This window comes from Acinetobacter sp. EKM10A (assembly GCF_011075215.1).
Lineage (GTDB): Bacteria > Pseudomonadota > Gammaproteobacteria > Pseudomonadales > Moraxellaceae > Acinetobacter > Acinetobacter baumannii.
Window position 1 is genome coordinate 1 of record NZ_JAALLK010000014.1, and the last position, 22,289, is coordinate 22,289.

The following is a 22,289-nucleotide window of genomic DNA, read 5'->3' on the forward strand; positions in this document are numbered from 1 at the left end:
TCAGTAAGTTTATTTCGCTACGGTTTGGACTATGTTCAAATGGCTATTCTACGTTTGATTGGTTTTGGAAAAAAAGAGGAATTTAAGAAAATTCTAGCAATTTTAAGAAAGAAAAAGCCTGATAGGACAAGGGCTATATGAAATTTGTCGTGTACAGAGAAAAAATTATAGAAAAAACTCAGTAATGTAAAACTTCTTATCCTCTCCATTTGCATCTTATTTCAAAACATCTAACCACTTTCAAAGTTGGCGGGCTTTTTGCTTGAAAGGGGTTGTATTCCTCTCTTGATTTGATGACTTATGTGGCAAAAACTTAAACGTAGTTTATTTCTACAAGTCCTCTGCGCTCTCTTTCTCGGTATTGCAGTAGGACTTGCTTTTCATGATTTCTCCCTAGCTTTAAAACCTCTTGGTGATGGTTTTATTTCCCTCATTAAAATGTTGATTGCTCCAATTGTATTCTGTGTAGTGGTACTGGGAATCTATGGTGCAAACGACATTAAAAAAATGGGCAAAGTCGGTGCAAAAACGATTCTTTATTTTGAAGTGGTCACGAGTATTGCTTTAATTTTGGGAATTATTGTTGCTTATGTCTTTAAACCGGGCGTCGGTATGAATATCGATATTACTCATTTAGATGCTAAAGATTTAAGTACCTATACCGAACGTGCTCATGACATGCATACAGGTTCGGAGTTTTTACTCAATATTATTCCGAAAACATTTACTGCCGCTTTTGCCAACGGCGATATTTTACAAGTTTTACTCATCGCTATTTTATTTGGCGTTTCACTACTGTTAATTCCTAAACATTTAGCAGAGTTGGTCCGTCAAGCGCTTGAAGCTTTTTCGGAAGTCTTCTTTAAAATTATGGGACTCATTATTCGCTTGGCACCAATTGGTGTATTTGGTTCAGTTGCTTATACCACTGCAAAATTTGGATTAGATTCACTCCTGCAACTCGGTTATTTAGTTTTACTCTTTTATGCGACTTGCATTTTATTTGTTGTCATTATTTTGGGTTCAATTTTAAAACTCACCGGACTGAATATCTTTAAATTTGTCGGCTATTTTAAAGATGAACTCGCTATTGTTTTAGGGACAGCCTCTTCTGATTCCGTTTTACCCCAAATCATGAAAAAGCTTAAAAACTTGGGAATTAAAGATTCAACAGTCGGTCTGGTTATTCCTACCGGTTATTCTTTTAATTTAGACGGCTTTTCAATTTATTTAACATTAGGCGTGATCTTTATTGCACAGGCCTGCAATATTAATCTCTCCATGCACGACTTACTGGCTATTTTATTAGTTTCGCTTATTACATCGAAAGGTGCACACGGCATACCAGGGTCAGCCTTAGTGATCCTTGCTGCAACGCTTTCCGTAATTCCAAGTTTACCTGCAATTGGTTTGGTACTTTTACTGTCTGTAGACTGGTTTATCGGAATTATCCGTGCCTGCACCAACTTAATTGGTAACTGTGTCGCAACCGTAGTCATTGCCCATTGGGAAAAAGACATCGATCATGCACAAGCGAAACAAATACTTAATATAAAAAATTAAATCTCTCATAGAGAATATTGAAGTATTTCAATGTTCTCTATTGTTCAATTCTGCAAGCTAATAGTTCAGTTTCAAATGCCAGCCAGTCATGTTCATGTTGGCTAATCATTTCAATGCGGTTATCAATGCCCTCTTCACCAGACTTATAGTTAAACTGCTCAGGATTAAAGTTAAAGGTCTTCCATCCCTGATCTGTATTAAAAATTCCCTTAATACGTAGCCAGTCTTGCTGTGCACACAACACATCGAGCAAAGCATAAAACTCAAATTTCCAACGTTTAGGAAATTTCCAACCCGCGACTATATAACCCTGCGCCGACTCAACATAATGGTAAGGCAGTTGGTGAATTTCTTTTGCAACTTCGGCTTCAGTCATTTGCTTTTGCAGCTTGAGTAAAGGCTGTATAGAGCGTGCAGTTAAACGAGCAGACACATCAATTTGCGCCAGTTCAAGTTGACCATGTTCAGTCTTTAGCCATTGTTGCTGATAAGGTTGGTATTCTTCTTTAAGCTCAACAAGTGCCTGTTCATCTTCAAAAGTCATGGTATCGGCATGAGAGACCACCACAATCTGTGCAGCTTTTAATTGGTCTTCATATAGGTTTTGCTTGACCCAATTGGTGTCATGCAGACGACTACCATCAACCACAGTCACTATTACACGCATAGCTAAGCTGTTTTGCCAATGTGGTTCCGTTAACTGATCAAATAATTGCGAAGGATGTCCAAGCCCTGTAGGTTCAATAAAGAGTCGGTCTGGCTTTTGTTCACTTAACAAGCGAGCCAAAGCAATATGCATAGGAAGTTGGCTACTACAACATAAACAGCCGCCCAATAGTTCTTTGACTGCATAACCTTGATCTTGAGGTAGGAGTTGTTGATCGACTCCGATTTGCCCAAATTCATTCATTAAGACAGCCCACACTTCATCTTTCGGTTTCTGACTTAATAAATGTTGCAATAATGTCGTTTTCCCTGCTCCTAAAAACCCTGAAATAATATGGGTAGGAACAGTTTTTTGGGCAATCAGTTTCACAAGCGGCTCAAATCAACAAGGTTTAAAAACTAAGAAAGGTATATCACTGTTTAAGTAGCATGAAAATAATTTTTCACTTTGAAGATATACTTTTCAATTATCAGGCTAAAGCACCAAATATGTGACATGCATCTCACCAATTATCTAAATTAACTTTAGAAAAATAATAATTAAACGAAATATCCTATTTAAGGACATTCACAATTCATGCCAGAGTGTTTTGTTTACGTAACTAACTTGCTTTTTTTTTACTCAATACGAAATATTCTTTCACATTTTTAGCGCTCAAGTAGCGCTTTAATTTTACAGTAGACGCACATAAACGGACGTTATATTTCATATTGTTAAGATAGGCGTAATAGATTGTTAAGTTAATTGATGTAATCCCAAGCTCGGCTTAGCATGTGTCCTAGCTTAATCATTCAGCCCTATATGTTCTATGTAGGTCAGAACGATTAGGTTTGATTTATTTTTTAATGAATTTAAGGATGCCATAAAATGAAATTAGCTAAAACTTTACTCGCTACTACACTAGCTTTAACTGCTGCTTCAACTTTCGCTGCTTCTAAGCACGACCAAGCACATAACACTGCTGGTGAAGAAAAAGTTGTTGTTTCAACTCAAGAGCAAGCAAACACTGCAAATGCTGCTTCTGACGCTGTAGGTTCTGCTTCTGAAGCTGCTCCTGCAACTCGTTAATTATCTCTGCACTCTCCTCCAAGCTCAGAGATAATTTTACTGAAACGAAACAGGACGTTAAATTTCGGTGAAGAAAAAAGATCGAACCATGCTGCGGTTCGATCTTTTTTTTTTAAGAAGTTTTCTTATACATGCTGCAAGAAGGGTTATGATTCTCTTGTAGGCGCAACACCTTACGATGTTCAGCTGCTTCAAATCGGCAACGTTTCCACTCGGTATCTAAATTTAATTTAGGCACTTCGCGTGGTTTACCCTGCTCATCAACCGCAACCATAGTGAAATAACAGCTATTGGTATGACGAACGGTACGCTTTTGAATATTTTGAGCCTCCACACGGATACCCACTTCCATTGAAGTACGTCCCACATGGTTCACACTCGCTAAAAATGTAACGAGTTCACCTACATAAATAGGTTCTTTAAAATTTACTTTGTCTACAGACAACGTTACAACATAGCTGCCTGAATAACGACTTGCACAAGCATAGGCCACTTGGTCTAGTAACTTTAGAATTGTTCCACCATGAACATTACCTGAAAAATTTGCCATGTCCGGTGTCATTAAAACTGACATGGTTAATTCTGACTGATCGTCAGTTACGGTTGTCATTTCATCTAATGTAGGCATGACTCAACTCTGTCTCAAACAAGCTCAGAAAACATTATGGTTGATAATTCACAAAAAAAACATGCTTAAATCCACAACATAGCATCGTATTTTTTAATATTGTTAATTCTTTTTTTGAACGAATATTTTTTAAGCTATTATTTTTAATAATTTTTTAGTTTTTCTTAAATAAACAATTATTGAGCGGTCAAAAATAATCAAAAGATGCTATGCCATTTTGTTCCATTTTAAATGACACAGCATCGTTTTATATGAGGTTCGCTATACTTTATGGATCAGTCCGGTAACACCATTAATAATCATATCAACAGCAATCGTACCGATTAATAAAGCAGATAAACGCCCGACAATATCGAAATAGCGATCGATATATTTTGCATGTTTGTACCGCAAATGATCATGTGAAAATTTCATCAAGATCAAAATACTGCATGTTAAAAACATGGTAAACCCGATCACAAGTGCCGCAGCACCAATCGACATTTCAATACCTGTCACCACAGCTGCACTAATGGTACCCGGCCCAATCATAAAAGGCATGGCTATGGTGCCGGCTAAATGTTCAGGTGCACCGCGCATTTCACCAATGGTATCTGCCCCCTGAAACACATAGCGGTAACCAATCACCAAAAAGATAAGACCACCAAAAATCTGGAAAGCTTCAAAGCGTACATTCAGGTATTTACTAAAGATTGCTTCACCGCCCCATGCAAACAGCATAAAGACGATATAAGCAATCAAGCTCCCCTGAATTAAGGCTTTGTTAAATACCTTGGTTTCTGAATGGCGGATGAGGCCAATCATATAAATGCTCATTAAAAAAGGATTGAGCAAAGAGAAAAATAAAGCAAAAGAATGCAGATATGGTGAAACCATGCATATTCCCCTTAAGCTTGTGGATCTGGGAATAATGGACGGTTCCCAGGGCTAATACGATTAATATGCAAGAACGTCATATGTCTTTCATATTTATCTAAAATGTCATTAATAACCTGTTCTTTACTGTAACCAACAAGGTCGTTGTCTTGAGAACCTTCATAAAGATAGGTTTCGAGACGGTAATAGAACTGTTTGCCTCGTTTTACACGCTGACTAAAGTTAGGCGCGCTATAACGGACAGGCCAAATCTGATAAACGAAGTTTTGCTCTTCTTCCAAATGAATAGTGATATCGAGGTGATATAGCGCCTCTTCATCTTCAAGTGGTGTTTGTTGCACATCTACGTTCATACCTTGCTTAATGAGTTCATCGGCAACAGCTTGAACGGCAGGTTTGCAAACGGTATCGAGCATTCGTCTGGTTTCAGTCGTTCCCGGATGATGCATAACCCGAGTCAAACGCTGTTTCCAATTGAGAATATCGACGTTACCCACCACAGGTGCCGCGTTCATACTTCGACTGGCATGCCTATAGTCTTCAAGCCTGAGCGATTTATAAAGCCCCGCCATCACAAGGAACATCACGAAACTAAACGGCAGTCCCATAATAATGGTTGCATTCTGCAAAGCGGTAATCCCGTTAGTCATCAGCATAGCGAGCGTTAATAACCCAATGGCAATTGCCCAAAACACGCTTAACCAACGCGGCGCATCATTATCAATATGGGTAAGCTTGGTCGTGAAGTTACCTAAAACCAATGCCCCCGAATCGGCAGAAGTCACATAGAATAAAAGGCCCGTCACTGTTGCGACTGAAGCAATAAAGGTAAAACCCGGGTACTGCGCTAACAGGTCATAAAAACCATGTGCCGGATTAGATAATACCGTTGCAGCTAAAGTCTGGTTGCCTTCAAAAATAACACTGTGCAATGCGCTATTACCAAAAATGGATAACCACGTTAAGGTAAATAACAGAGGAATAATTAAAGTCCCGCACACAAACTCACGAATAGTACGGCCTCTAGAAATACGGGCCAAAAACAAACCTACAAATGGCGACCAAGCAATCCACCATGCCCAGAAGAACAAGGTCCAACTGCTCATCCAATCTTTAGGTTGCTCAAAAGCAAAACTTTGTAAGGCTAAGGTTGGGAAGCGAGTTAAATAATCACCAATATTTTGTACTAGCGCATTGAGTAAAAACTCGGTATTGCCCAAGAACAAAATAAACAGTAAAAGACCAATCGATACATAAATATTGATTTCAGACAAAATCCGAAGGCCTTTATTCACCCCAGATGTCACTGAAATAATACTAATACCGACTGCAATAGCAATGAGTGCAAACTGCATCCAGATATTCTCTGGCAGTCCTAATAAAACATGTAAACCATAGTTCAGCTGTACCACGCCAATTCCGCAGGTGGTCGCAATACCAAAAATTGTCCCGATGACGGCAGCAGTATCTACACTATGGCCAATGGCCCCATTAATCCTATTCCCAAAAATTGGGTAAAGTGCAGAACGAATGGTCAGCGGCAAGTTATAGCGATAACTGAAATAACCAAGTGCCATACCAATCAAGGCATACATACACCATCCGGTCAAACCATAGTGAAACAGCGTCCACACCATACTTTGGCGTGCCGCTTCATAGGTCTGGCCTACGCCGACAGGCGGCTGCATATAATGAGATAATGGCTCAGCCACCGAGAAGAACATTAAATCGATACCAATACCTGCCGAAAACAGCATGGCAGACCAACTCAGTAAACTAAACTCAGGCTTTGAGTGTTTAGGGCCAAGTTTAATCTCACCATACCGTGAGCAGGCAATGAAAATTACAAACACCATATACAGCGTTGCAGCCAGTAAATAGTACCAGCCAAAGGTTGACGTTACCCACGCAAGGACGGTGTTAATGGTTCGATTTGCGAAATCGTTAAATAAAAAAGTAACGAGAGAAAAGATTAAAATGATTAGAGCTGAAATATAAAAAACCACACGGTTAAGCGGGTCTTTTTTAGATTTAGATAATGTTAAATCATCAACTGCTCTTGGATTATCTGTTGCCATACAATCCTCAAGGAATAGAAGAAAAATAAAATATTCAATTTAGTCTTTTCACTATTTAACAATAATGAAAAGACTGCTTTGAACGCAAAAAATATAAATAAATGTGATGAACCAAGGTTATAAAACCTCGGTCACTTTGTTCTGGTCACAATTCGATGGAATAGAAATGTCTTTTGAAATAGCTAACTGCTTTTTCGCAACATTCGGGTCAAAATCATCTTGCTTTAGGGCTTTGGCTAGACCAAACATATAAAGCAAAATAATCACAGAAAATGGTAAACCACATAACACCACTGCACTTTGCATGGAGTTAAAACTACCTGCTAATAATAAGCCGATACTTACAATGGTAATGACCACAGACCAAAAGATGCGTAACCAGATCGGTGAATCACTATCACTGGTGCCCCCTTTCGAGGACAAATTGGCGATCATTAGTGTACCAGACCCAACCGGTGTCAAAAATAAAACGAAACAAATTACAACAACAATCCCGGCAATATACGGATTAAACGGAAGATATTCGAGTAATTTGAATAATGACAACGCAGGGTCGCTTAAAACCATATCACCTAAAACTTTCTGTTTTTGATTGAGAATTAAATGAATTGCAGTATTTCCAAAAATCGAGATCCAAGCCAAGGTAAAACCTAATGGAATGAGACATACCCCCAAAACCACTTCTCGAATAGTTCGGCCTTTGGAAATGCGGGCAATAAACATTCCTACAAAAGGTGCCCAAGCAATCCACCATGCCCAATAAAACACAGTCCATGAACCCAACCAGCCACTGGCTTTTTGATTGTATAAATACATATCAAAACTTTTACCCATAAAATTATTAAGGTAATCGCCCGTATTTTGCACAAGACCATTTAACAAATGGTTGGTCGGTCCTGTTAAAAATACAAATAAAAGTAAAGCATAGAGCAAACGTAAATTAATCCGTGATAACCATGCCAAGCCTTTTTCAATCCCGACCACTGTAGTGACTGTCGCCACAAACATCATGATTAAAACTGCAGTAATTAAAGTTGCAGAGTTATCGGGAATTTCAGGAATTAAATAACAAATGCCTGAAACCAATACCAAAGCACCAATACCTAAGTTGGTTACCAAAGAAATTACGGTTGCTAAAATACCAAAGCCATCGACAAAATCGCCTACCAGACCATGAACTCGCTCTCCAAAAATTGGATAGAGTGCCGAGCGTAGTGCGAGTGGTAAATCTTGTCTAAAGGCAAAATAACCTAATGTCACACCCAGCAAGGCATAAAGCACCCAGCCATGAATACCCCAGTGCAAAAAGCTATAGGTCATGGCATTGCGGGCGGCCTGAATAGTACCGGCCTCACCTTCTGGCGGTCTTAGAAAATGGTCAACAGGTTCAGCAACACCATAATAAAGTAGCGCGATACCAATACCTGCCGAAAACAGCATTGAGGTCCAAGCCAAATAGCCAAACTCAGGTTTGTCGTGGTCTTTTCCTAAAGGAATCTGTCCCACTTTTGAGAAGGCAAGCCAAGCCACAAAGCCTAAACACAGCACAATCACCAACATGTAATACCACCCGAAAAAGTGGTTTACCTGCTCTTGCACATAGGTCAGCCAAAACTGACTTTTTTCTGGAAACAGCACAAATAATAGGCCAAAAATGCCGATACTGACTGCCGAACTCCAAAATACAAAACGATTTAACCGAATATGGTCTGAAGAATATCCATCACTTTTCAACACCATCTTATTGCTCCTTGCAATCGGTGTATTTTTTCCAAAATAACGTGATAAGTACCGGACTTATGCGCATCATCCTATCCGTAAGAACTTCTGATTCTATCTCTTCTACCCCGAAGTAAGATTCAAAAATTCATTGATTTTTACACATCATACTTGTTATTGATTGAACGTTCAATCAATAACAAGTATGATAAAAAAGTGCTATGATGCTCTGCAAGTTAACATGCTGAATTTAAAGCACCCATAAAAGTGCTGATGTGGACAATCATGACAAAACGCAGAGTAAAACCAGAGCATGTGCGCCGTGAAGAGATTATGAACGCTGCACTCGACGTAATTTATGAAGTGGGGTTATCCAATACCACCATTGCACAAATTGCAAAAAAAGCCGAGTTGTCGACCGGTATTGTCAGCCATTACTTTGGCGACAAACAAGGGTTAATAAATACCTGTATGCAAGAAATGCTCAATGTTTTGCGTCGGAAAACCGAACAGTACAGAGCAGAAGCAGATTCGCATCCGGAAAGCCAGATTAAGGCAATTATTGACTCTAACTTTGACATTAGTCAGGTAAATGAAAAAGCAATGCGGGTCTGGTTAGACTTTTGGTCTGCAAGCATGCATGTACCGGACCTGAGCCGTTTGCAAAAGATTAATGATCAACGCCTGTATTCCAACTTGAAGTTTTATTTTCTCAAGTTAATGGATGAACAACAGGCCAGTGTTGCCGCAAGAGGTCTGGCAGCATTGATTGATGGATTATGGCTACGTGGCAGTTTAAGCCGTCACAATGAATTTGACAGCGAACTGGCCCGTTCCATTGCTTACGATTATGTAAAAACGCAATTGCAATTTGCGAACAAGCCTTTGCAGGAGAGACAAAATGAGTGATGTACAAGTTCATCAATTGTATATCCATGGACGCTACGTTGAAGCAACCAGTGGTAAAACATTTAATAGTATTAACCCTGCCAACGGCGAAATTATCGCGACTCTTCAACAGGCATCTGAACAAGATATTGAAGCTGCTGTAAAAAGTGCCCAACAAGGACAAAAAATTTGGGCAGCCATGACCGCTATGGAGCGTTCACGTATTTTACGCCGTGCTGTCGATATTCTCCGTGAACGTAATGATGAGCTTGCCCGTCTTGAAACACTCGACACCGGTAAAGCCTACAGCGAAACATCTACCGTCGATATTGTGACTGGTGCAGATGTACTCGAATACTACGCAGGACTTGCAACAGCTATTCAGGGCGAACAAGTTCCGCTTCGCGAATCAAGTTTCTTTTATACACGCCGTGAACCTTTAGGCGTAGTTGCAGGTATTGGTGCCTGGAACTATCCAATCCAAATCGCTTTATGGAAATCTGCCCCTGCCCTTGCTGCCGGCAATGCCATGATTTTCAAGCCAAGCGAAACAACGCCACTTACTGCATTAAAACTTGCAGAAATCTATACAGAAGCTGGCTTACCAGACGGCGTATTTAACGTGGTACAAGGTGCTGGTCGTGAAATTGGTCAATGGCTCACAGAACATCCTGTGATTGAAAAAATCTCATTCACAGGTGGCGTAGAGACTGGCAAAAAAGTGATGGCAAGCGCTGCTGGCTCTACACTAAAAGAAGTGACTATGGAGCTTGGTGGGAAGTCGCCACTGATTATTTGTGAAGATGCTGACCTTAACCGTGCCGCAGACATTGCAGTTATGGCGAACTTCTTTAGCTCAGGTCAAGTATGTACCAACGGTACGCGCGTATTTGTTCCAAAATCACGTTTAGCTGACTTTGAAAAAGCGGTTGTAGAGCGTGTACAACGTATTCGCATTGGTGACCCAATGGCTGAAGACACAAACTTCGGTCCGCTCACTAGCTTCCCACATATGGAAAAAGTGTTGTCTTTCATTGAGTCAGGCAAACAACAAGGCGCTAAAGTATTAATCGGTGGTGGTCGTGCGACCGAAGGCGAGCTTGCCAAAGGCGCTTATGTACTACCGACTATATTTAGTGACTGCACTGACCAGATGGCGATTGTTCAAGAAGAAATTTTTGGACCTGTCATGAGCATCTTAAGCTATGAAACCGAAGAAGAAGTGATTCAACGTGCCAACGACACGACCTTTGGTCTAGCTGCCGGTGTGGTCACTCAAGATATTAGCCGCGCTCATCGCATTATTCACCAAATTGAAGCTGGTATTTGCTGGATTAACACTTGGGGTGAATCACCTGCCGAAATGCCAGTTGGTGGCTACAAGCAATCTGGTGTGGGCCGCGAAAATGGCTTAACCACGCTTGGGCACTATACCCGTATCAAATCTATTCAAGTTGAACTTGGCGATTATCAAAGCATTTTTTAATGCCTCAATCGCTCTAAAAACTTCAACCTAAATCACATATGCCGAGCAGTCTTTATAGATTGCTCAGGCAAACTGTTAGTAAAAAAAGGATAGTTATGAATATTAAAGAATATGATTACATTATTATTGGCGCAGGATCTGCCGGAAATGTACTCGCTGCGCGTCTTACTGAAGACAAAGATACCACCGTTTTACTGCTAGAAGCAGGTGGACCAGATTATCGCTTGGATTTCCGTACACAAATGCCGGCAGCTTTGGCCTACCCTCTTCAAGGTCGTCGCTATAACTGGGCTTATTTAACTGACCCAGAGCCACACATGAACAACCGTCGTATGGAGTGTGGTCGTGGTAAAGGCTTAGGTGGCTCATCTTTAATTAATGGTATGTGCTATATCCGCGGTAACGCCATGGATCTAGAACAATGGGCGACCCATAAAGGCCTTGAAAACTGGACTTATGCCGACTGTTTGCCTTACTACAAAAAAGCCGAAACTCGTGACATTGGTGGCAACGACTATCATGGTGATAGCGGCCCTGTATCAGTGGCTACACCAAAAAATGGCAACAACGTGCTATTCCATGCCATGGTTGAAGCAGGTGTACAGGCAGGTTACCCACGTACTGACGACTTAAATGGGTACCAACAAGAAGGTTTTGGTCCAATGGACCGTACCGTTACGCCTAAAGGCCGTCGTTCAAGTACCGCACGTGGTTATTTGGATATGGCAAAAGGTCGTCCAAACCTGACTATTTTGACTCATGCGACGACCAACAAAATCTTGTTTAATCAAAAGCAAGCAATTGGTGTTGAATATATTATTGGTGCTGATCAAAACAACTTGCAACGTGCTTTGGTTAAACGTGAAGTATTACTTTGTGCAGGCGCAATTGCGTCACCGCAAATTTTACAGCGTTCAGGTGTAGGTCAAAGTACCTTCTTAAAATCAATGGACATTGATGTGGTTCATGATTTGCCGGGCGTGGGTGAAAACTTACAAGATCACTTGGAAATGTACTTACAGTATAAATGTAAGCAACCCGTTTCTTTATACCCTGCTTTAAAATGGTATAACCAACCTGCCATTGGTGCCGAGTGGTTATTCAATGGTACAGGTATTGGCGCAAGTAACCAGTTTGAAGCGGGTGGATTTATCCGTAGCTCGGATGAGTTTAAGTGGCCAAACATTCAATACCACTTCTTGCCAGTAGCTATTAACTACAACGGTAGTAATGCAGTAAAAGAACATGGCTTCCAAGCACACGTGGGTTCAATGCGTTCACCTTCACGCGGTCGTATCAAACTTAAATCGAAAGACCCGTTTGCGCATCCAAGTATCTTGTTTAACTACATGTCGACTGAACAAGACTGGCGTGAGTTCCGTGATGCAATCCGTATTACGCGTGAAATCATGCATCAACCTGCGCTTGACCCATATCGTGGTGATGAAATTAGCCCGGGCAAACATTTGCAGACAGATGCAGAGCTTGATGACTTTGTTCGTAACCATGCAGAAACAGCTTACCACCCGTCTTGTAGCTGTAAGATGGGCGAAGACGAAATGGCTGTTGTAGATGGTCAAGGCCGTGTACACGGTATGAATGGTTTGCGTGTAGTTGATGCCTCAATTATGCCGCTGATTATTACCGGTAACTTAAATGCAACCACCATTATGATTGCCGAGAAAATTGCAGACCAAATTCGTGGACGCGAAGCGTTACCACGTTCGACTGCACCATTCTATGTAGCATCATAAAATCTTAAAGGGCATATTTCTTATGCAGGAATATGCCCTTAATTTATTATTTATAGCACTCATATTAATAAGAAGTATGTATGACAGAAAAATAAGGTCATGCAAGGATATTAATTACATCAATAGGTCATAAATTAAAAATTCACCTATTTTTATCGAAGCATATCCTTCAAATGGCTTAAGTTTAACCAAATTTATTTTATTAATTTATTTTCAATTACTTACAATAAAATTAAAACTAAAAATAATCTTATAAAAGTTTAATTTGATCAAATATAAATCATATTTATGATTTTAATAGAACCCATTTATTATAAAAATTGTATTGTCAATGCAAAATTAGTCTAAAATATAGAGTGTTTGCGATAATCCCAAGTAATTTTTCTTTTTTCAAAGTTCTCTGTTTTGGAGAATTTTACTTTCGCATTTATATCCGTTTTGTCTGGATACGCTGTCTAGGTTTCCTCACACCTTAAGTGACTCAAATAACTTATTTTAAGGTCCCCCTTACATGAAAAAGTTTTTGAAATACCTTCTGGTATTAATCATTCTTATTTTAATTGCGGGTATTGTTTTCTTGTTTAGACCGATTGCGTCAAAACAAGTACAAACTGCAAAAGATGAGCCAGTTGTTGATGCTGTTCTTGTTGGCGGCGGTATCATGAGTGCCACTCTCGGTACTTATTTCACTGAGCTTGAACCGAATTGGCAAATTCGTATGTTTGAGCGTCTTGACCAAGTTGCTCAAGAAAGTTCAAACGGCTTTAACAATGCCGGAACAGGCCACTCTGGCTTTATGGAAATGAACTATACCGAAGAGAAAAACGGTAAGATGGAAATTGCCAAAGCTGAAAAAGTTGCTTCTCAGTTTGAAGTTGCTAAACAGTTCTGGTCATATCAGGTAAAACAAGGCGTTTTAGCTGAACCAAAAACATTCATTAACCCAGTTCCACACATTGCTTTCGTTTGGGGCGATAACGTTAAATTCTTAGAAAAACGTTATGCTGCCATGATTCAAAGCCCGCTTTTCAAAGGCATGAAATTTACTGAAGACCCAGCTGTGATTAAACAATGGGCACCTTTAGTCATGACCGATCGTGATCCAACTCAAAAAGTTGCAGCGACTCGTATGGAAGTTGGTTCTGACGTGAACTATGGTTCAATCACTAAACAATTAGTGAATCACCTAAACCAAAACCCTAACTTCAAATTACAGACTTCAACTGAAGTGACAGGCATCAGCCAAAATGATGACAAAACTTGGACGGTGTCTTTCAAAAATTTGAAAACTGGTAAAACAGACCACGTTAAAACGCGTTTTGTATTTATCGGTGCAGGTGGTGCCGCGGTTAAATTATTGCAACTTACTGGTTTACCAGAAGCGAAACAATATGCTGGCTTCCCTGTAGGTGGTGAGTTCTTAATTACTGACAACCCAGCAATTACTGCTCAGCACACAGCGAAAGTATATGGTCGTGCGGAACTTGGTGCGCCTCCAATGTCTGTACCACATATTGATACACGTTATATCGACGGTAAAAAATATGTATTGTTTGGACCATTTGCAACGTATTCAAACAAGTTCCTAAAAAATGGTTCTCAACTTGACTTACTTGCGTCAACAAACAAAAGCAACGTTTTACCAATGACCACTGTTGGCTTGGAAAACCTTGATCTTGTTAAATACTTGGTGAGCCAAGTCATGATGTCAGATGAAGACCGTCTCAATGAACTTCGTAAATACTACCCAGATGCGAAAGCTGAAGACTGGCGTTTAAGCCAAGGTGGTCAACGTGTTCAGATCATCAAAAAAGAACCAGGTAAACCTGCAACACTTCAATTTGGTACAGAAATCTTTGCGTCTAAAGATGGTGCTGTAACTGCATTGTTAGGTGCGTCTCCGGGTGCTTCGACTTCTCCATACATCATGCTTAACTTGCTTGAAAAAGCTTTCCCTCAGCAAACTGAAGGTAAGTGGAACCAGAAGCTTCATGAAATTGTGGTTTCTTATAAACAAGACTTAAGCAAAGACCCTGTGTTACTCGACAAAGTTCGTCAGTACACAAGCTCTACGCTTGGCTTGAACTATACATCTCCGTTCAAAGCTGCAAACGATGAAACTGCTGCTGCCCCTGTTGCAAAAGCAAACTAAGTTTGATGATGTATAAGTAAAATATCAAAAGGATGAATTTCGATTCGTCCTTTTGTTTTTTAAGACTTCTGTTGAGATATTTAGACTTGCCATGACGCCTTTAAAATCATCACCTCGCCTCTTACCGTTTTGTTTTAAGCTCGTGCTTGTTTTGCTACTGGCTTATCTTTTGTTAAGCGGGTTTTATATGTGGATGATTGGCGGTACAGCTATTTACGTCAGCTCAGCCGTGTTATTTGTCATAACAGCTTATGCATTTAAGCTCGGTAAATATCAAAAACTATGTGCTGTTTTAAATGTGCTCATGAGCGCAGCCGCACTATATTTCAGCATGGCTCATCTATTTTTTTCCCCTATCCAGTTCTTTATATTTTTACCTGCGCTATTTTTTGTTGTGTTGGCTTTTACTCAAGTAAGTAAAGTTCGTAGTTTATCTAAAGTACTCATATTAATTAGTTTATTGATTTGGTCAGGCGTACATTTTACGCAGCTTGAACAACTTAAAGCGTATTATCAAACACAGCATACTGGTGAAAGCTGGCAGCAATACGGCGCGCTATAAGACTATTTTTAGTCTCTATACTTCATGAATATCTATTTTCTTTTTCACATGAAGTTCATCAGTAAAACTGAACAGCATTTACAGAATTCCTTTTAAGAAAAAATATTCATAACAATCTAATTTATTTAGAAATATATCGAGCATATTAGCGATTGAATAGCATTCATCTACACGCTAGATTAGCTGAATTATTTTTCTCCCTTTACGTTGTAATTTATGAAAATTTTAGATGGCGGTTTAGGCCGTGAATTGGCTCGCCGTGGCGCTCCGTTTCGTCAACCAGAGTGGTCTGCGCTTGCACTCATTGAAGCACCTGAAACAGTAAAAGAAGTCCATCTCGACTTTATCAACGCTGGTGCAGAAGTCATTACAACCAATAACTATGCGGTTGTGCCATTTCATATTGGTCAGGAACGTTTTGAAACTGACGGCGTGCGTTTAATTAAAGTTGCGATTGAACAAGCAAAAAATGCAGTTAAAGAAAGCGGCAAAAATGTCAAAATTGCAGGCTGCTTACCCCCGTTATTTGGTTCTTACCGCGCCGACTTGTTCCAACCGGGACAGGCTAAAAATCTTGCTGAGCCAATTATTAACACATTGGCACCAGAGGTAGATTTCTGGCTCGCTGAAACCCAATCCTGCTTAAAAGAAGTTGAAACAGTCCATGCGTTATTGCCACAAGATGGTAAGGACTATTGGGTGTCATTTACGCTGCAAGATGAAATCAAACAAGAACAAGCATTACTTCGCTCTGGCGAAAACATGCAACAAGTGGCTGACTTTATAAAGCAGTCAAATGCCAAAGCAGTATTGTTTAACTGCTGCCAACCTGAAGTGATCTTGCAAGCAATTAATGAAATTAAAGGACTCATTCCAGAGTCTGTGCAAATTGGTGCTTATGCCAACGCTTTCCCACCGCAAGATGAAAGCGCTACTGCTAACGATGGCCTTGATGAAATTCGTAAAGACCTAGATGCTCCAACTTATCTTGCTTTTGCCAAACAATGGCAACAAGCGGGTGCAAGTTTAGTGGGCGGTTGCTGTGGTATTGGACCAGAACACATTGCTGAACTTTCTCAATTTTTTAAAGAATAAATACCATGTCTGCTGCCAAAATCGGATTATTGTCTCTTACAGCGCTGGTATTTAGTTCTATGGTGGGGTCAGGCGTATTTAGCCTCCCCCAAAATATGGCTCAAGTTGCCAACGGCTCTGCCCTTCTTGTTGCATGGCTCATTACCGGAGTCGGCATTATTTTCTTGGCCCTGTCATTGTTGCATTTAACTCGTCAACGACCAGATCTAGATGGCGGTATTTATAACTATGCACGCGAAGGCTTTGGAGACCTCATCGGGTTTTGCTCGGCGTGGGGTTACTGGTTGTGTACTACCATTGGTATTGTCGGTTATGTAGTGATTGCCTTTTCAGGTGTCGGCATGTTTACCGACAGCAAAGACCACGTTATTTTTGGTGAAGGCAATACGCTCTACTCTCTGATTGGATCAAGCATTTTTGTATGGCTGGTGCACTGGTTAGTAAGCCGAGGTATTAAAGAAGCTGCGATTGTGAATTTACTGGCAACCATTGCCAAAATTATTCCAATGGTGGTCTTTATCTTCTTTACTTTTATTGCCTTTAAGTTTGATTTGTTCAAACTCAACTTAAATGACTTCTCTTTAAAAGTTCCCCTTTGGCAGCAAGTAAAAGACCTAATGCTCATTACCCTTTGGGTATTTACCGGTATTGAAGGTGCGGTGGTTTTATCATCACGTGCCAAAAACCGTCATGACATTGGCAAAGCGACTATTTTAGGTGTTTTACTGGCATTAAGTTTTTACGTGATGGTGACAGTGTTGGCTTATGGTGTGGTGAGCCGTGAAGCGCTTGCGGGCATGCATAACCCATCCATGGCGACCATTTTGCAGCAACTCATCGGTCTACCCGGTACCATCATTATTACCATTGGGCTTATTATTTCAGTTTCATCGTCTTATTTAAGCTGGACGTTATTTGCGACTGAAATTCCATATTTAGCTGCAAAAAATGGTGCTTTCCCGAAACTATTTTTAAAGAATAACCAAAATAATGTGCCGATTTCATCACTATGGCTGACCACTATTGTGGTGCAAGGTTCTCTGATTGCCGTGTATTTTTTCAATAAAAACTATACCCAGCTTTTATTGATTTCATCGGTGATGATTTTGCTGCCTTATTTTCTGGTATCGGCGTTTTATCTTAAAGAATCGATTCGCCACAAACGCACGCCGCATATTGCCATTGCAAGTGTCGCTTCAATCTATGCACTTTGGTTGCTCTATGCAGCGGGTTTAGACTTACTGCTGTTGTCTGGTGTATTGTATTTGGTTGGCTTGGTTATTTTTTCAATCAGCTACTTTGAGCATAAAAAATCGCTCAAACAAAACCAGCTTAATTAATCACTTCAACCACTGTTGAGCTATTTCAGCAGTGGTTTTCTAAAAACAAAAAATTCTATTTTGAAGGCTGCGACTGCTTAAAATGTAATCGTAAAATACGGCGTAATTCTAAAATTGCCTCAGGGCTAGTTTGAATCGAATGCCCACCTTTAATAATCAGCTCCGACTGCTCCCCACCCAAATGTGAACTTTGATACGGCACAATCCCATCGCTCATTTTTGACTTATCTGTCGTACCATTTATGTTGCCCATAATTGAGTGATAGACCACGTTGGACGAGGGTTGAATGGCTTGGGTGAGCTTCATAAAGTTGGAAGAACGACTTAAATTACTTGCTCCATTTTCAATTAAGCCTTTTCTGAGTTTGGTATTTTTCTCATCTCTCATTTCAACGGCAATAAAAAAGTCGGCAGGTAAGCGAATAATACGGCGAGCAATTTGTGTAAACCATCGGTCAGCATAGTCAGTACCATGATGCGGCGCCGAAACAAAAACAACCCGCTTAAAATAGGGCAAATCTTTGAACTGAAAACGCTCACGAATAACCGGATTTTCTTTTAAACGCTTTAACTGTGCTTCATTCATTTTTTGCATGGCTAAATCAGAAACATCTGCATCGCTTACTAGCAAGCGGCTAATCACTCCGCCCATACTATGTCCAACCAATACGGCATCGTGTGCGGCATAACTGTCTTTAGCAACGTTTTGAAAAGCCTAATTCAGCAAAGAATAAATCTGAAAACGACTTTCAAAAATTGGCATATTGGTTGAATAAAACACCTGCCAAACTTGGTAGTTTTGTCTTAATTCGGCATCACCCATAATGTCGTTGGTTAGGCTCACCCATGCCTCTGGGCTGCTTGCCAAGCCATGAATAAACACAATAATTTTCTTATTGGGGTTAAAGGGTTCCAGCATATATAAATGCGGCATAATCAAATTGGCTTCTTTATTAATTAAAGACCAATAGCCTGCTGCACCTAAATTATATTTCGATAACCATAGCCCATAAGGCGCCGAATAGTTGGCAGTGAGTGGATAGTCCACGCCTTCAACTTTTACGCGGTCCTGTCGGTATGGGTCAAACATGGCAATTTCTAACTCTGCCCCATCAATGACCTGATCGGCTGTGGCCTTTTGTTTTGGGTAAGCAATAGCCGTGACTGGAAAGAAACGTGGTAAATGAATGTTGGGATTACTCTGGTGAGCATAAAAAGCATCGGGATCTAAAATAAAACCATGATTTACATCATGCTCCTTACGCCCCACAATAAACTCCGCGCCTAAGCCATCCTTACGGTTGACAGTATTAAACCCTGAAAAGTTCATGTTATAGCTAGAGCGAAAGGTATCGACTTCAATATGCTGTACATCTACAGCATGATCAAAATTGACGTGATACTCATGCCCATCTACTTTCAGTAAAGGTGGGAAATGAAGCGTATTTAAATGATTAAAATACGTGGTCATGAGCTTCGACAAGGCGACGTTATAAAAGATACGTACCTGATTTTGTCGATGGTCAAATACCCGATCAAAAGGTGACTCTTCAGAATCAAACAAATAGACATAGCTATAGCGCAAGCTTTTATCAAACAACGCAAGCTCTTGCTCAACACAACTGTTACTTTTAAGAGTGGCATTGCACTGGCTACTACGCCCAACATCTAAAGCTTTTGCCAAATAAATTTCACTCAGCGCCGCATAACGTTCTTCTCGGCTGCTATTTTCGGACAAGCTCCGAATTTTCTTTAAACAATCATCAAAATTTTGTAGGCAAGTTTTTTCATCTTCTTTAACCAAATACAGTAAGTTTTGGGTTTGATGACTTAAAGTATTGTCGGTCAGAATACTTTCATTTTTACTTTTTAAAGCACTGCTTAAGTTACTTTCTTTTAAATGAATGACCTGACAACCACTGAGCAAAGCCATTATTGTTATGATTGAATAATGGTAAGACTTTGTCATCCTGCCTTCCTTAATCGAATGTATTTCCCCACCCATCATTATGCCTGTAAAGCTGTGCCTGAACAATTTCGGCTCAGCTTCGATTGGACTTTATTTGGAAAATAAAATTGACCGTCTATTTTATTAAGCTTGTTTAAACTTCTGCTGGGAAGCCAAATAAGAAAAATAAAGGATAGGTAAAATAAACGGCGCTACGCTCCAAAAGTCAAAATAGACATAAAGTACCGCCCCCATCAAAGCACCTATAACAAAGCCAATGACAATACTGGCACTTTTAAGCAAACTTGCCCGATTGGCAGCATTATTATTTTTAAGCAAGTTAGCAATATCAATCCCAAGCTGGGTAGTGTTGCCTGTCATCATGGTACTTGGGCTAATATTTTTAATGAGGGTTTTGCTTGATGTATTACGAATCGCTAAAGCAATTAAACCGAGGCCGCCAGTGATTGCAACCGTAATCGAATCGGCATTTTTAAATGGCTCAAAGTAAAGCCCAGCAGCCATAAAAGCAAAGAGAAAAATAGCTTCAAATAAAAATAAATAAGACAGCGTTTTGTGTTTGGTCTGACTACGGTCAATTAAAAGTTTGGTAATAACCACCGTCACAATAAACAATGGAATAGCCGCAAGTTTAATCCATAAACCGGCACCCCCTTCACCAACGCAGCCCCAGCCAATACCAAGTTACCCGTTACATGCGCAGTAAAAAAACCAAATAAAGCGATAAAGCCAATGGTATCAATTGCCCCACCCACCATAGTCAATAAAACAGGATCTCGACATATTGCCCATGTACTTTGTGTTTCTTGTTGAATTGAAGTCTCTGGCATAAGCAGCATCCTGTTCTTTTAAAGTCATTAAATTCAGTACGAAGATGTTTTAAGTATTTAAAAACAAATCAAAGCTAAAGCATTTATCAAAACAAAAAAGTATGTAAAAACATAGAGTGTTTAATGTCGCAACACTGTCTTCAAAACAGCAACAATAAAATTTGTTTATTTTTAAAACATTAAACGCTTCTCATCCGCAAATCAATTTGACCTCTAAAACCGTTCTAACTATGATGAAGCCGCAAGTTTCGCCAATATTTTGCACAAACGGCTGTTGTGCTGAGTGATTGATAAAGAAAACAACAACGACGAGAAGGAATATGTCTCTTTATAATTTTTCAGTTTTTTTGGGTGGATTGTTATTTGTATCAATTGCCTCTGCCGGCTATAAAAGTCATGCACACCGTGACTTTTACTCAAAATGCGTAGCCGCTGGACATAGTCGCGCGACCTGTCTGTGTATTTATCACCGTTTAGAACGCCAATATTCCCCAAAACTCATGCATAAGCTTGGAAAGTTAAGTCTACAAAGCCCAGAAGTGCCGCGTGATTTTGTAAAAACCATGCTTCGAACGATGCAACAGTGCCAGTCATAAAGTTACAAGTTTTTTTAAAGCAAATCGGCCAAATTTCTAATTTCTTCCATCACTGCCTTACACGCAGGCGTTAAATAGCCATGTTTAGAAATAGACAAAGAAATATAGCGCTTTAGGGCAGGGTTAATAATTTTTGCGGCTTGAATTGAGGTGTATTGGCTGGCTTTTTTTAAAGCTTGCGGCCCCAGCATGGTATACATGCGAGATTCGGACACCAAATGGGTTTGTAAACTAATCGAGTCGGCTTCAAACACAATATTCAGCTCTACCCCATTTTCATAAGCCATGTGGTCTAAAAAATTGCGCCAGTTACTTGGCCTGCAAAAGGTGACCAGCGGTAACTGATTGATTGCTTTAAAGTCGACTTCACTGGCCTGAGTGAGTGCATCTCCTTCGCAGCCGACCAAATAGGTATCGGCTTGGGTAAGGTAAATATCGCCTTGTTTAGGTGTCGGGTTAAACCGATAAAGAATAGCTAAATCGACGCTGCCATCTTCCAGCCATTTTTCTAAATGTACCCCTTGCCCTTCCCGTACCGACAGTTTAATTAGGGGATATTTCTCTTGAAGCACTTTATAGAGAGTCGATAACAACGGATGTGCAGTAGACGGCAAACTGGCAATACGCACCGTACCAATCGGGGTATCGGTCGAGTGCAAAATTTCATTATTAAGTTGGTCGGTTACGTTCAGCCATGAACGAATTTTAGGAAGTAAATGCTGGCCTAAATCGGTGAGTTCTACGCCACGTCCAGTTCGGTTAAACAAACGACCGCCACATTGCACTTCAAGCTCGTTCATTTGCCGACTGATTTGCGGTTGGTTGGTGTTATGCAGCATGGCGACTTTGCTTAAACTACCGAGTTCCACCGCATCTAAAAATATTTTCCATAATTCATAATTCATCGATTCTTCCTAAATCGTAAATAGGCAGCATTTCGAGCCATACATTTTCAGTATAACTGAAATTCAAGAATTGGTAATTCCTACATAGCTCACCTATTTCTATACTCCAATCA

At 40.1% G+C, this 22,289-nt stretch carries 16 protein-coding genes and 3 pseudogenes; 11 read left to right on the forward strand and 8 right to left on the reverse strand.

The window, feature by feature from the left end; all coding sequences use genetic code 11:
• Positions 1–141 (forward strand): annotated as a pseudogene (locus G9371_RS15085) (IS4 family transposase); the annotation flags it as partial.
• 159 nt (positions 142–300) lie between these two features.
• Positions 301–1,563: a C4-dicarboxylate transporter DctA gene (gene dctA, locus G9371_RS15090; RefSeq protein WP_016654321.1), complete on the forward strand. Its 1,263-nt coding sequence runs from the start codon at positions 301–303 to the stop codon at positions 1,561–1,563.
• Between the two features lie 37 nt (positions 1,564–1,600).
• On the opposite strand, the gene G9371_RS15095 is transcribed toward dctA, so the two are convergent.
• Positions 1,601–2,599 carry a CobW family GTP-binding protein gene (locus tag G9371_RS15095; protein ID WP_017725537.1) on the reverse strand — a complete coding sequence of 333 codons (999 nt, stop codon included), beginning with the start codon at positions 2,597–2,599 and terminating at the stop codon, positions 1,601–1,603.
• A gap of 498 nt (positions 2,600–3,097) precedes the next feature.
• Between G9371_RS15095 and G9371_RS15100 the strand changes: the two genes are divergently transcribed.
• On the forward strand, positions 3,098–3,298 hold the full coding sequence (locus G9371_RS15100) for a hypothetical protein (RefSeq protein WP_000761577.1): 201 nt from the start codon (positions 3,098–3,100) through the stop codon (positions 3,296–3,298).
• Positions 3,299–3,410: 112 nt separating this feature from the next.
• On the opposite strand, the gene G9371_RS15105 is transcribed toward G9371_RS15100, so the two are convergent.
• From G9371_RS15105 to G9371_RS15120, 4 genes are all read right to left on the reverse strand, one after another.
• Entirely contained in the window at positions 3,411–3,926 is a 516-nt protein-coding gene (locus G9371_RS15105) for an acyl-CoA thioesterase (protein ID WP_002060125.1), read from the reverse strand.
• Positions 3,927–4,187: 261 nt separating this feature from the next.
• On the reverse strand, positions 4,188–4,802 hold the full coding sequence (locus G9371_RS15110) for a MarC family protein (protein WP_000254582.1): 615 nt from the start codon (positions 4,800–4,802) through the stop codon (positions 4,188–4,190).
• 11 nt (positions 4,803–4,813) lie between these two features.
• On the reverse strand, positions 4,814–6,880 hold the full coding sequence (locus tag G9371_RS15115; protein ID WP_000179784.1) for a choline transporter: 2,067 nt from the start codon (positions 6,878–6,880) through the stop codon (positions 4,814–4,816).
• 117 nt (positions 6,881–6,997) lie between these two features.
• Positions 6,998–8,620 carry a BCCT family transporter gene (locus G9371_RS15120; protein WP_000243373.1) on the reverse strand — a complete coding sequence of 541 codons (1,623 nt, stop codon included), beginning with the start codon at positions 8,618–8,620 and terminating at the stop codon, positions 6,998–7,000.
• 264 nt (positions 8,621–8,884) lie between these two features.
• On the opposite strand from G9371_RS15120, the gene betI reads away from it, so the two are divergent.
• From betI to G9371_RS15155, 7 genes are all read left to right on the forward strand, one after another.
• Positions 8,885–9,508: a transcriptional regulator BetI gene (gene betI / locus G9371_RS15125; protein ID WP_000166965.1), complete on the forward strand. Its 624-nt coding sequence runs from the start codon at positions 8,885–8,887 to the stop codon at positions 9,506–9,508.
• On the forward strand, positions 9,501–10,973 hold the full coding sequence (betB, locus tag G9371_RS15130) for a betaine-aldehyde dehydrogenase (protein ID WP_002058314.1): 1,473 nt from the start codon (positions 9,501–9,503) through the stop codon (positions 10,971–10,973). Before betI ends, betB begins: the two co-directional genes overlap by 8 nt.
• A 95-nt stretch (positions 10,974–11,068) precedes the next feature.
• Positions 11,069–12,727, forward strand: coding sequence for a choline dehydrogenase (gene betA / locus G9371_RS15135; protein WP_001021934.1), 1,659 nt, complete (start codon positions 11,069–11,071; stop codon positions 12,725–12,727).
• 511 nt (positions 12,728–13,238) lie between these two features.
• Positions 13,239–14,879 (forward strand): malate dehydrogenase (quinone), encoded by a 1,641-nt coding sequence (gene mqo / locus G9371_RS15140; protein ID WP_000714073.1) that lies wholly within the window; start codon positions 13,239–13,241, stop codon positions 14,877–14,879.
• Positions 14,880–14,970: 91 nt separating this feature from the next.
• Positions 14,971–15,441 carry a hypothetical protein gene (locus G9371_RS15145; RefSeq protein WP_000188090.1) on the forward strand — a complete coding sequence of 157 codons (471 nt, stop codon included), beginning with the start codon at positions 14,971–14,973 and terminating at the stop codon, positions 15,439–15,441.
• 216 nt (positions 15,442–15,657) lie between these two features.
• A complete protein-coding gene (locus tag G9371_RS15150) occupies positions 15,658–16,536 on the forward strand; it encodes a homocysteine S-methyltransferase family protein (RefSeq protein ID WP_000697115.1) in 879 nt (292 codons plus the stop codon).
• 5 nt (positions 16,537–16,541) lie between these two features.
• Positions 16,542–17,876, forward strand: coding sequence for a basic amino acid/polyamine antiporter (locus G9371_RS15155; RefSeq protein ID WP_001271336.1), 1,335 nt, complete (start codon positions 16,542–16,544; stop codon positions 17,874–17,876).
• A gap of 55 nt (positions 17,877–17,931) precedes the next feature.
• Here the strand turns inward: G9371_RS15155 and G9371_RS15160 are convergent.
• Positions 17,932–19,845: pseudogene (locus tag G9371_RS15160) on the reverse strand (lipase family alpha/beta hydrolase).
• Between the two features lie 123 nt (positions 19,846–19,968).
• Positions 19,969–20,675, reverse strand: a pseudogene (locus G9371_RS15165) (YoaK family protein).
• Positions 20,676–20,995: 320 nt separating this feature from the next.
• Between G9371_RS15165 and G9371_RS15170 the strand changes: the two are divergent.
• Entirely contained in the window at positions 20,996–21,271 is a 276-nt protein-coding gene (locus G9371_RS15170; RefSeq protein ID WP_000061132.1) for a hypothetical protein, read from the forward strand.
• Between the two features lie 14 nt (positions 21,272–21,285).
• Here G9371_RS15170 and G9371_RS15175 read toward each other — a convergent pair whose 3' ends face one another.
• Positions 21,286–22,176, reverse strand: coding sequence for a LysR family transcriptional regulator (locus G9371_RS15175; RefSeq protein WP_002058305.1), 891 nt, complete (start codon positions 22,174–22,176; stop codon positions 21,286–21,288).
• Positions 22,177–22,289: the final 113 nt, after the last annotated feature.

Coding starts and splice junctions, on each gene's coding strand:
- G9371_RS15110 (WP_000254582.1), bottom strand. CDS start 4,802: ATGGTTTCACCATATCTGCATTCTTTTGCTTTATTTTTCTCTTTGCTC.
- G9371_RS15145 (WP_000188090.1), top strand. CDS start 14,971: ATGACGCCTTTAAAATCATCACCTCGCCTCTTACCGTTTTGTTTTAAG.
- G9371_RS15155 (WP_001271336.1), top strand. CDS start 16,542: ATGTCTGCTGCCAAAATCGGATTATTGTCTCTTACAGCGCTGGTATTT.
- betB (WP_002058314.1), top strand. CDS start 9,501: ATGAGTGATGTACAAGTTCATCAATTGTATATCCATGGACGCTACGTT.
- G9371_RS15170 (WP_000061132.1), top strand. CDS start 20,996: ATGTCTCTTTATAATTTTTCAGTTTTTTTGGGTGGATTGTTATTTGTA.
- G9371_RS15150 (WP_000697115.1), top strand. CDS start 15,658: ATGAAAATTTTAGATGGCGGTTTAGGCCGTGAATTGGCTCGCCGTGGC.
- betA (WP_001021934.1), top strand. CDS start 11,069: ATGAATATTAAAGAATATGATTACATTATTATTGGCGCAGGATCTGCC.
- G9371_RS15120 (WP_000243373.1), bottom strand. CDS start 8,620: ATGGTGTTGAAAAGTGATGGATATTCTTCAGACCATATTCGGTTAAAT.
- betI (WP_000166965.1), top strand. CDS start 8,885: ATGACAAAACGCAGAGTAAAACCAGAGCATGTGCGCCGTGAAGAGATT.
- dctA (WP_016654321.1), top strand. CDS start 301: ATGTGGCAAAAACTTAAACGTAGTTTATTTCTACAAGTCCTCTGCGCT.
- G9371_RS15115 (WP_000179784.1), bottom strand. CDS start 6,880: ATGGCAACAGATAATCCAAGAGCAGTTGATGATTTAACATTATCTAAA.
- mqo (WP_000714073.1), top strand. CDS start 13,239: ATGAAAAAGTTTTTGAAATACCTTCTGGTATTAATCATTCTTATTTTA.
- G9371_RS15105 (WP_002060125.1), bottom strand. CDS start 3,926: ATGCCTACATTAGATGAAATGACAACCGTAACTGACGATCAGTCAGAA.
- G9371_RS15100 (WP_000761577.1), top strand. CDS start 3,098: ATGAAATTAGCTAAAACTTTACTCGCTACTACACTAGCTTTAACTGCT.
- G9371_RS15175 (WP_002058305.1), bottom strand. CDS start 22,176: ATGAATTATGAATTATGGAAAATATTTTTAGATGCGGTGGAACTCGGT.